Origin of the sequence: Aerosakkonema sp. BLCC-F183 (genome assembly GCF_041929145.1) — a bacterium.
Classification (GTDB): domain Bacteria; phylum Cyanobacteriota; class Cyanobacteriia; order Cyanobacteriales; family Aerosakkonemataceae; genus Aerosakkonema.
Genome location: NZ_JBHFNU010000104.1, coordinates 95,579 through 105,776 on the forward strand (window position 1 = coordinate 95,579; position 10,198 = coordinate 105,776).

At 44.4% G+C, this 10,198-nt stretch carries 8 protein-coding genes and 2 pseudogenes; 5 read left to right on the forward strand and 5 right to left on the reverse strand.

Translation table 11 applies throughout. The features are described 5' to 3' along the window. Window positions 1-100 precede the first annotated feature (100 nt). The 4 genes and pseudogenes from ACE1CD_RS31005 to ACE1CD_RS31020 all read left to right on the forward strand — a co-directional run. A pseudogene (locus ACE1CD_RS31005) lies at window positions 101-1,048 on the forward strand (SNF2 helicase-associated domain-containing protein); the annotation flags it as partial. Between the two features lie 231 nt (window positions 1,049-1,279). Further along, window positions 1,280-4,042 (forward strand): SNF2-related protein, encoded by a 2,763-nt coding sequence (locus tag ACE1CD_RS31010; RefSeq protein ID WP_374827254.1) that lies wholly within the window; start codon window positions 1,280-1,282, stop codon window positions 4,040-4,042. Next, on the forward strand, window positions 4,042-4,875 hold the full coding sequence (locus ACE1CD_RS31015) for an SWIM zinc finger family protein (protein WP_374827249.1): 834 nt from the start codon (window positions 4,042-4,044) through the stop codon (window positions 4,873-4,875). Before ACE1CD_RS31010 ends, ACE1CD_RS31015 begins: the two co-directional genes overlap by 1 nt. Next, window positions 4,872-5,240 (forward strand): hypothetical protein, encoded by a 369-nt coding sequence (locus ACE1CD_RS31020; RefSeq protein ID WP_374800700.1) that lies wholly within the window; start codon window positions 4,872-4,874, stop codon window positions 5,238-5,240. Before ACE1CD_RS31015 ends, ACE1CD_RS31020 begins: the two co-directional genes overlap by 4 nt. A 138-nt stretch (window positions 5,241-5,378) precedes the next feature. Here ACE1CD_RS31020 and ACE1CD_RS31025 read toward each other — a convergent pair whose 3' ends face one another. Further along, window positions 5,379-7,244: a pentapeptide repeat-containing protein gene (locus ACE1CD_RS31025; protein WP_374827250.1), complete on the reverse strand. Its 1,866-nt coding sequence runs from the start codon at window positions 7,242-7,244 to the stop codon at window positions 5,379-5,381. Between the two features lie 118 nt (window positions 7,245-7,362). Between ACE1CD_RS31025 and ACE1CD_RS31030 the strand changes: the two genes are divergently transcribed. Continuing rightward, entirely contained in the window at window positions 7,363-7,512 is a 150-nt protein-coding gene (locus tag ACE1CD_RS31030) for a hypothetical protein (RefSeq protein ID WP_374827251.1), read from the forward strand. A 58-nt stretch (window positions 7,513-7,570) separates the two neighbouring features. On the opposite strand, the gene ACE1CD_RS31035 is transcribed toward ACE1CD_RS31030, so the two are convergent. The 4 genes and pseudogenes from ACE1CD_RS31035 to ACE1CD_RS31050 form a co-directional block, all read right to left on the reverse strand. Beyond that, the gene (locus tag ACE1CD_RS31035; protein ID WP_374800706.1) at window positions 7,571-8,230 is read right to left on the reverse strand and encodes a Uma2 family endonuclease; all 660 of its coding nucleotides are present in this window, start codon (window positions 8,228-8,230) and stop codon (window positions 7,571-7,573) included. 15 nt (window positions 8,231-8,245) lie between these two features. Further along, on the reverse strand, window positions 8,246-8,431 hold the full coding sequence (locus ACE1CD_RS31040) for a PCP reductase family protein (RefSeq protein WP_374827252.1): 186 nt from the start codon (window positions 8,429-8,431) through the stop codon (window positions 8,246-8,248). A gap of 157 nt (window positions 8,432-8,588) precedes the next feature. Then, window positions 8,589-9,977, reverse strand: coding sequence for a photosystem II reaction center protein CP43 (gene psbC / locus ACE1CD_RS31045; protein WP_374800710.1), 1,389 nt, complete (start codon window positions 9,975-9,977; stop codon window positions 8,589-8,591). Further along, a pseudogene (locus ACE1CD_RS31050) lies at window positions 9,961-10,198 on the reverse strand (photosystem II D2 protein (photosystem q(a) protein)); the annotation flags it as partial. The gene psbC and the pseudogene ACE1CD_RS31050, both read right to left, overlap by 17 nt.

The window sequence follows — 10,198 nt, forward strand, 5'->3', positions numbered from 1 at the left end:
ACCAGGATTAAAGAGAGACGATCGCTCTGCCGTTGCTAGCTGGCAACCCGTTCTCGATAGTGCCGCCGATCGCGCTCGTTTGCAAAGATTTGCTCAGGAAATGCCAGCCGCTTGTCGCACATATCAAAATAGTAGAGAAAGTGGAGAATCGATCGCAGTTAACCTACCCGCAGAACCCAGAGAACTGCTGCTAGCATTTTTGAGCAGCACCATTGACTCGCAAGTGCGAACTGTGGTAAAGACGAATTCCCCACCGGATACAGAACCGTTGCTGAAAGAGTGGCTGCAAGCATTGCGAAGCGAATCTGCCACCCTGACAGCAGAACCTCAAGCAACAGAACGTCTGCAAGCAACCCTCAACGCCTGGACTGCGCCGCTGCAACCATTCTTGGCCGGTCAGACTTTATTTAACACCTGCTTTAAGGTTCTTCCCCCAACATCCGGCGAGAAAGATTGGACGTTGGAATATTGCTTGCAAGCAGTTGACGACCCAGAATTTTTAGTAGATGCGACAACCATTTGGAATAATCCAGTCGAACGTCTGACTTTCCAAGGAAGGATAATAGAATTACCTCAAGAAACTTTACTCAGAGGGTTGGGATTAGCTTCTCGCTTATTGCCAATTATCGAACCCAGTTTGGAAACTCCGACTCCCCATTCTTGTCACCTCAACCCATTACAAGCTTACGAATTTATCAAAAATGGTGCTTGGCGTTTTCAAGATAGTGGATTGGGAGTAGTTTTACCGCCCAGTTTAACAAATCGGGAAGGTTGGGCAAGTCGTTTGGGATTGAGCATCAGCGCACAAAGTCCCGACATTAAAAAGAACGATCGTTTGAATTTGCAAAGTCTGCTGAATTTCAAATGGGAATTATCTATTGGCGGACAAAGACTGAACAAAAAAGAATTTGACAAGTTAGTAGCCCTCAAGACTCCCTTGGTGGAAATCAACGGGGAATGGGTAGAATTGCGACCTCAAGATATCAAAGCAGCGCAAACATTTTTTGCATCTAGAAAAGAGCAAATGTCTCTATCGCTGGAAGATGCTTTGCGCCTCAGTAGCGGCGATTCTCAGACAATTGAAAAACTGCCAGTCGTCAGTTTTGAAGCATCGGGGGCGCTACAGGAATTGATATCAACTTTAACAGGAAGTAAAAAAGTTGAGGCGATCGATCCTCCCTCTAGCTTTAAAGGAGAATTGCGTCCTTACCAAGCATTAGGTGCCGGTTGGTTAGCATTCTTGGAACGCTGGGGTTTGGGTGCGTGTCTGGCGGATGATATGGGATTGGGGAAATGCTTGAGTCCAGATTCTCTCATTTTTGTGAATGGAATGCTGCGAAAAGCAGCAGAAATTTGGGAAGCTTATTCTGAAGATGCAGAGTTCGACGGCGAGGGATTTTGGGCTACTCCCGCTGAGTCATTGCTTGTGAATGCGATCGACAATAATACAGGTCAAATTGTACTGGCTCCCATCCGACGGCTTTACCGACAGCAAGTGCAGGAAAAATTGCGGAAAGTAACGCTAAAAGATGGCAGCACGATCGCTATTACCCGTCGTCACAAATTACTGACTGATAAAGGTTGGACAAATAACCTCTTAGTAGGAGATTACGTCTGCGTACCGGGCGAGTTAGTTTGGAAAGGAAAAGCAGAAGATCCAGATCTAGTTAAGTTTCTGGCTTGGCAAATCGGCGAAGGTTACGAAATAGAGAATGGGGGAACAGTGACGATATCGCAAAAAGATATCGGGCGCTTAGAAGAATTACTCGAAATATTTGAGCGAATCGGTAAGCGCTATAACCTCAAAATCAATCATCCTGGCATCAGAATGTTTCCGGGAAAAGTTCCTGTCCTTCAGATAAACAGTCAGGCGTATCGACGATTTCTAGAAAGTAAGGGGTATCAATGGGGCAAGCGATCGCGTGACAAATCTATTCCCCCCTTTATCATGCAGGCAGATTTGAATAGCGTGCGTATTTTCCTGCGAAATTATTTCGATGCTGAATCTGCCGTAGTTGCCAGTATGCGGAGTATCGAAATCGCTACAGCATCACCCCTATTAATCCAGCAACTTTCGACACTACTCCGGCGCTTTGGTATTTGGTTAAGGATAGCAGCCAAACAAAAACGCGCTACTAATGGCACGGGAATTTTTCGTACTTATTACATTGGCACACTGGGAGGAAATAGCGCCCGCAGGTTTTTGCAAGAAATAGGATTTAGCAATCCAGACAAACAGCGAAAATTAGCAGATATTTGCGAACGGGTAAGCAACACTAATGTAGAAGGAATTCCAGCTTCAGATATAATGGCTCAGATAGTTGAGTCAACAAAGCTCCCCATACGGCATTTTGGCATCCCTAACAATGTCTATATCAACGGATCGCAGCAATTTTCGCACACCAGCTTATCGCGAGTTGTCGCTGGATTCGATCGCATCCTGAGTGGGGAAGCAGAGCAAAAATATCGGCAGCTAAAACCTTCTAAATGGACGACTCAGACCCTGGAAGCTTACGCGCAGTTAGATACACAACTGTTGAGTCTAACTAGACAAAACGTGCAATCTCTTCTGGATCGCGAAGTTTTTTATTGCCAAATCGAGTCAATTGAAGATATCGATTACGATGGCTGGGTGTACGATTTTGAGGTGAGCGAACATCACAATTTTGTTGCCAACAACATTCTTTGCCATAACACCATTCAAGCTATTGCTTTTCTACTGCATCTCAAAGAACAAGATGCACTGGAAAAACCAACACTGTTAGTTTGTCCAACTTCTGTTTTAGGTAACTGGGAACGCGAAGTTAAGAAATTTGGCCCGACGTTAAAAGTTTTGGTGCATCACGGCGATAAACGCGCAAAAGGAAAGACTTTTGCTAAAGCTGTTCAGGATAAGCATTTGGTAGTCACCAGTTATGCGCTAGCATTTCGAGATGCTAAAGATTTGCAGAGCGTTGCTTGGCAAGGTGTGGTTTTAGATGAAGCTCAAAATATCAAAAATTCGGAGGCGAAACAGTCGCAAGCGGTGCGCCAGTTGAATGCTTCATTTAGGATCGCGCTGACAGGAACGCCAGTAGAAAACAGGCTGCAAGAACTTTGGTCAATCTTGGATTTTCTCAATCCTGGGTATTTGGGACAGCGCAATTTCTTCCAGCGACGATTTGCGATTCCCATTGAAAAGTACGGGGATACAAATTCGCTGAAGACATTGCGATCGCTCGTGCAACCTTTCATCCTCCGTCGCCTCAAAACTGACCGCGAAATCATTCAGGATTTGCCAGAGAAACAGGAAATGACTGTATTTTGCGGCATGACGGCGGAACAAGCTGAATTATATCAGAAACTGGTACAAGAATCTCTGGCTGAAATTGAAGAATCATCAGGGATTCAGCGACGAGGAATGATTTTGGCTCTGCTGGTAAAGTTGAAACAAATTTGCAATCACCCAGCGCAATTTTTGAAAGAAAATAGTCTGGGTAACCAAAATCGTTCCGCCAAACTTCAGCGTTTGGAAGAAATGTTGGAGGAGTTGATTTCGGAGGGCGATCGCGCTTTAATTTTCACCCAATTTGCGGAATGGGGTAAACTGCTCAAACCGCATTTGGAGAAACAACTTGGGCGAGAAGTGCTGTTTCTATATGGTAGCACTACCAAAAATCAACGCGAGGAAATGATCGACAGATTCCAGCACGACCCCCAAGCGCCGAGAGTGCTGATTCTGTCGCTAAAAGCTGGTGGTGTCGGTCTGAATTTGACGCGAGCAAATCACGTTTTCCACTTCGATAGATGGTGGAATCCAGCCGTAGAAAATCAGGCAACAGACAGAGCATTTCGTATCGGTCAAAAGCAAAATGTACAAGTGCATAAATTTGTTTGCACTGGCACTTTGGAAGAAAAAATTCACGATTTGATTGAAAGTAAAAAAGCGCTGGCGGAACAAGTTGTAGATGCTGGCGAACAGTGGTTGACCGAACTGGATACCGACCAACTTCGCAACTTACTATTGCTCGATCGCACTGCTGTAATTGAAGAGGAGGCATAATGGTAGATAACTACACTGAAATCAGCCGCGAATGGTGGGTAGAGCAGTGGTTGGGATTGCTAGATTCCTATCGTTTCAAAAAGCGATTGGAACGTGCGCGTGTTTATGCGCGAGAAGGAAATGTCCGCAGTATAGAATTTCCAGGACAAAAAGTTTTTGCCAGAGTTCAGGGAACAGAAATAGAACCATATCAAGTTTCGATATGGCTGGACTCTTTCAGTGATGAAGAGTGGCAATATGTGATTGAAACAATGTCAGAAAAGGCGATATATTCTGCTAAACTATTAGCAGGAGAAATGCCAGCTAACATTGAAAAAGTCTTTACCGCAAATGGTTTGAGTTTGTTTCCATTTAAGCTGGATGATGTACGCAGTAAATGCAGTTGTCCCGACAAAGCTGTTACCTGCAAACATATTGGCGCGGTGTATTATTTGTTAGCCGATCGCTTCGGTGAAGACCCCTTCGTATTATTTCAGCTACGCGGACGCACGAAAGAACAAATTCTCGAATCAATCCGGCAAATGCGAAGTAGAGGTGCCCAGGAGCAAAAAAGTGGGGGAGAAACACAAACTTCCCAACCTCTATATCCTCTAAAAATTGAGCATTTTTGGCAATACGACGAGCCTTTAGAATCTTCCCTAGTTGTGATTGTACCGCCACCAAGTAGCGAAACAGTTTTAAATGTTTTGGGAACGATTCCTTTGGCAAACGATGCAACGGAAAATGCCGACTCAAAAACAGCACCATCTGAAACTGTGATGAAGTATTTAGATACAGTTTATCAGGCGGTGAGTCAGCAGGCGATCGTCTCAGCGATGAAGGTGGGAGAATGACGAGAAACTTTCACGACCAATTTGCCAAGCAGTATCTCAGCGAACTATTGATCGGTTTAGAAACGAGTCAAAATTTAAGTGAAGACGAGGAGGAATTGCTTATGAACTTATCATCAGCTTATGTACGTTGGCGCGAAGATACTTTACGAGAAGGTCGCCAAGAAGGTCGCCAAGAAGGTAGACAAGAAGGTAGACAAGAAGAACGGCGGGAGATGGTGGAAAATCTTCTGAGAGTTCGATTTGGCGCTTTGGACGATCGATTAACCAGAACTATAACGCCTATGTTACAGCTACCGCCAAGTGAGTTAACTCAATTGCTGCTGACTCTTTCTCGCGAGGAAATATTGGCTAGATTTGGAGGATAATCTTCTGATTAAGGAGATGGAAGTTAAAAGAAACCCGGTTTCTTGAAGAAACCGGGTTTCTGAGAATGCTAGCAACCAAATTCTCGATTATTAATCAAAAGAAACTGGTTTTTTGATATTTATCAAGCTTGATAAACTTTACTCGTGAGTCGTTCCATCAGGCATAATTGCACCAGTAAGTTTTGCATTATTCAAGATTGCTCCATTAATGTTTGCTCCCTTAAGATTGGCTTTTTCTAGATTTGCGTTCTCCAAGTTTGCCCCACGTAAATCTGCTGAAGTCAGGTTTGCTCCACTTAAGTTTGCCCCGTTCAATTGTGTTCCACAAAGGTTTGCACCGCTCAAGTTTGCCCCACTCAGCTTGATACTATTTAGGCTTAGTCCCAGAAGATTGGCTTCTGTCAGATTAGCACCACTTAAGTTTGCACTATAAATATTTAGTGCGTTCTTCAGGTCTGTTTGGCTTATATCTGCACCAGCTAAGTTGCTTCCGCTTAAATTTGTTTGCATCAGCGTTGCTTTTCTAAGATTGGCAGCAGTTAGGTTTGCACTACTCAAATCTGTATCGCTTAAGTTGGCATTCCAAAGACTTGCTTGAAGCAATTTTGCACTACTCAAATTTGCCTTGCTTAAGTTTGCTCCATTCAAATTTGCTTGACTTAAGTTTGCACTATAAAGTTTGGCTGAATTGAGATTTGCGCCGCTCAAGTTTGCCCCAGTTAGGTTTACTTGACTCAAATCATTACCAGCTAAATTCACATTTTGCAGTGACGAGCTAGGAGCAATTAAATAAGCACCCGCTTTAACAGGGTCAAAATCTTTGGGAAAGATAGTCGCCGTGCTATAAATTGCTTCTTGAAGGTTAACTCCCCGAAGGTTTGCTCCTTCTAGATTTGCTTCTAACAGATTAGCGTTACTAAGATTGGCATTACTTAGGTCTGCATTCATCAATTGTGCTTTCCTCAAGTTTGCACCGCTCAAGTTAGCTTGACTTAGGTTTGCATCATTAAGGTTTGCTTGCAAAGACAAATCCGCACGGCTAAGATTTGCCCGAATCAAATTGGCTTCACTTAGGTTTGCTCTTTGCAAATTCACTAAGCTTAAGTTTGTATTTCTAAGGTTTGCCTTACCCAACTTAGCTTCATACATTTTTGCTTTACGAAGATCTGCATTAGTTAGATTTGCATCGTTCAGATTTATGTAATTTAAATCTGCCTCGCAAAGTTCAGCCCCTCTGAGATTTGCTCCACTCAGATTTACAGCAGATAGGTTTACCTTTCTTAGCTTGGCTCTGCTCAAATTGACTTGACTAAGGTTCAGATTTCTATAATGTGGAAAAGATTTTTCATTTAAATCGACTCCTGCTAAGTTAATTCCAATAAAATCTCTTTCTCCCTCTTCACACCGACTCAAAAATTCCTCAGCGCTAATACCTGGTTCTTGACTCTCTTCTTCATCAGTATCATCTCTCATTAGTAGCAGCAACATTCTCTCAATCTTGAATTCTTCATCACTGAAAACACTGACTTTTTGTTCTTGTTTACCTGCATCAGTATCCTGATTTTGGTAGGTTTCAACATCATTCCCAGATGCAGTAGTTTCCTGTAAAATTGATTGATGGGATTCTGCAACTACTGTTGGTGCGATCGACTCTTGGCGGATTTGCTCATCAAGCCGTTCTATATTCACCATCACGCGATCGCCATCATTAATATTATCCCCTATATCTTTTGTCAGCACACTGTTTGTTACTGCATAGGATATCTCAGAGTCATCATTACCAGAGATAAAATTAGATAGGCGATCGCATCGCTTTTGAAGGTCTGCAATTTCTCTTTCGGAAGTTTCCAAACGCACTAATTCAGGTCGAGCGTTGAATTGTTCTGTTAGTTTATCTAATTCGCGTTTAAGACCTTTAACATATTTTTTTACAACTATTTGTTCTTGTTCGAGTTGTTCCAGTTTCGCCAACAGTGACGCTAGCTCGATTTGTTGTTCAGTCATATTAGTCAATTTTTAGCTCATAAAGCATATTTTATGCCATCTTCCTGCCTATCTGATAGCGGATAAATACTCAAATACAATAACAGATGCTCAATCCGTTCAACCAGAAGTTTTGGATTTGTCAAATCGATTAAAAGCTTTTGAATCACAATATCAAATGTCATCTGATGAATTTTACCAACGCTTTCGGTTAGGAGAATTAGGAGACGAAATAGATTTCTTTGAGTGGAGTGTCTTCTATGAAATGTGGAAGACAGCCCAGAAATAACTGAAATCTATCGAAAATTCAGCCTAATGGAACTTAATTGACTTAATCGAAGCAGAAATTAGTTAAATAAATCATCAGGATTTCCACCCAATTGCCGCACCATATCCGCCAGTTTTTGCGCCTTTTCTTCCGGTGTCAGCAATCGTTTTCCTTGTTCGTTATACCAGTACAGCCACTCCCGCGTTATACCCTGAAAAGTTCCTTTCTCTCTACCAATTGCCAAATTAATTTCATGCAACCAAACCCTATCTCCTGGCTGTAAAACATAGTCTCCATTCACCAAGCGATACACTTCTAAAGTAGGTTTTCTGCGACGACGGGGATTATATATTACATAATACAAAACACCTAAATTCGCATACAAATCTTTCTTAGTGTTGTATTCTCCTCTTTGCTTTTGAGAAACAACCTCTAACACTAAAATCGGAACTTGCCTTTCTTCCCAAATGGCATAACTCAAGCGCAAGTCTTCGTGGAAAACTCGCTCTACTCCTAAACTCAAAAACCCATCCGGTACAACAGCAGGCTCTTGAGGATCGTAGTATACTCCCATATCAACGCCGAAAAACCAATCCATGCGATCGGCCCAAAAAACAGCCAATACTGCTTTTAGCAGCGTGGGAATTAAATATTGCAGTTCGTTATCTACAGGTTTATCGTCAGAATCGGGTAGCTCCTCAGAAGAAGGCAAACACATTAGGGGGTCGTACTTTAACATAAGAGTTTGGAAGTTCTACTGCCCGAATTCTAACCGTGCCTGTTCGACAATTTCAGCGGTCACCACATCTTGTTCTGCTTCCCGCGCCAATTGCTCAATTCGCAGTCGAGCTTGCGATCGCACAAAAAAAGGAATATTTTTCAGTTTTGCCTGAGCTTCAGGCGTCCATTTCAAAGCACCCGTAAAATCAGAATCGCGCATGGCACACTAGCATCCAGCAATTACCAATCAGTTTATATATTAAGCTCCATCAATGGTTTAAAGCCGAATTTTGACATAAATACAAAAAAGGCTCCTGCCTTTAAGCAGGAGCCTTATCACTCTATAGGAGAGAGTAAAGTTAAACTAAACTGACAACCTAGTCGAGTTCCTTCATGAACAGCACTGGCTCGGTTTCGCGATCGATACCTTTTTCAAAGCCAGCAGCAGCAGCGCGAGCGCGACCGGCGTGCCAGAGGTGACCAACTAAGAAGAAGAAGGCCAATACAAAGTGAGAGGTTGCCAACCAAGCGCGTGGGTTAACGTAGTTAAAACCGTTGATTTCGGTGATAACGCCACCCACAGAGTTGATGGAACCGTTAGGAGCGTGGGTCATGTATTCAGCCGCACGACGAATTTGCCAAGGCTGAACGTCATTCTTGATCTTGTCGAGGTCAAGACCGTTGGGGCCGCGCAGGGGTTCCAACCAAGGGCCACGGAAATCCCAGAAGCGCATCGTTTCACCACCGAAGATGATTTCGCCAGTAGGAGAGCGCATCAGGTATTTACCAAGACCGGTTGGGCCTTGTGCAGAACCGACGTTAGCACCCAAGCGTTGGTCGCGCACCAAGAAGGTGAAAGCTTGCGCTTGGGAAGATTCAGCGTTGGTTGGGCCGTAAAATTCGCTGGGATATACAGTGTTGTTAAACCAGACGTAGCAAGCAGCAATAAAGCCCATCAGGGACAGAGCGCCCAAGCTGTAGGAGAGATAAGCTTCTCCAGACCAGATGAAAGCGCGACGAGCCCAGCCGAAAGGCTTGGTGAGGATGTGCCAAATGCCACCAGCAATACAAATCAGGCCAATCCAGATGTGACCGCCGATCACATCTTCCATGTTGTTGACGCTGACTATCCAGCCATCGCCGCCGAAGGGAGACCTGGTTAAATAACCGAAGATCACAGCCGGGTTCAGTGTCGGGTTAGTGATAACGCGAACATCACCACCGCCTGGAGCCCAGGTATCGTACACTCCGCCGAAGAAGACTGCTTTCGCCACCAACAGCAGGGCACCAAGACCCAACATAATCAGGTGGAAGCCCAAGATGGTCGTCATCTTGTTCTTATCTTTCCAGTCGTACCCGAAGAAAGAGGAGTACTCTTCCAGGGTTTCTGGGCCGCGAACGGCGTGATAGATACCGCCCAGACCGAGAACGGCAGAGGAAATCAGATGCAGAACACCAATTACGAAGTAGGGGTAAGTGTCGATAACTTCACCGCCTGGACCAACACCCCAGCCCAGTGTGGCAAGGTGAGGGATCAGGATTGCGCCTTGTTCGTAAATGGGCTTTTCTAGCGTAAAGTGAGCGACTTCAAACAAAGTCATCGCTCCAGCCCAGAAGACGATCAGACCGGCGTGAGCAACGTGAGCGCCCAGCAGTTTACCGGAAAGATTGATCAAACGGGCATTTCCAGACCACCAGGCAAAACCGGACGATTCCTGGTCGCGGTTGCTACCTGCGATTCCAGAAGTATTAGAGAGCGTTACCACGCGGTAAAACCTCCTCAGGGAATACAAAGTGTTCGTGAGGTTGATCGGCAGGAGACATCCAAGCGCGAATCCCCTCGTTAAGCAGAATGTTCTTGGTATAGAAAGTTTCAAATTCTGGGTCTTCAGCCGCCCGCAATTCTTGGGATACGAAGTCGTATGCCCGCAGGTTAAGGGCTAAGCCGACAATGCCCACGGCGCTCATCCACAAGCCGGTCACGGGG

Bases quoted from the DNA above. Each gene is read 5' to 3' on its own strand.
- ACE1CD_RS31035 (WP_374800706.1), bottom strand. From the start codon at position 8,230: ATGTTAAAGTACGACCCCCTAATGTGTTTGCCTTCTTCTGAGGAGCTA.
- ACE1CD_RS31025 (WP_374827250.1), bottom strand. From the start codon at position 7,244: ATGACTGAACAACAAATCGAGCTAGCGTCACTGTTGGCGAAACTGGAA.
- ACE1CD_RS31015 (WP_374827249.1), top strand. From the start codon at position 4,042: ATGGTAGATAACTACACTGAAATCAGCCGCGAATGGTGGGTAGAGCAG.
- ACE1CD_RS31010 (WP_374827254.1), top strand. From the start codon at position 1,280: ATGGGATTGGGGAAATGCTTGAGTCCAGATTCTCTCATTTTTGTGAAT.
- ACE1CD_RS31020 (WP_374800700.1), top strand. From the start codon at position 4,872: ATGACGAGAAACTTTCACGACCAATTTGCCAAGCAGTATCTCAGCGAA.
- ACE1CD_RS31040 (WP_374827252.1), bottom strand. From the start codon at position 8,431: ATGCGCGATTCTGATTTTACGGGTGCTTTGAAATGGACGCCTGAAGCT.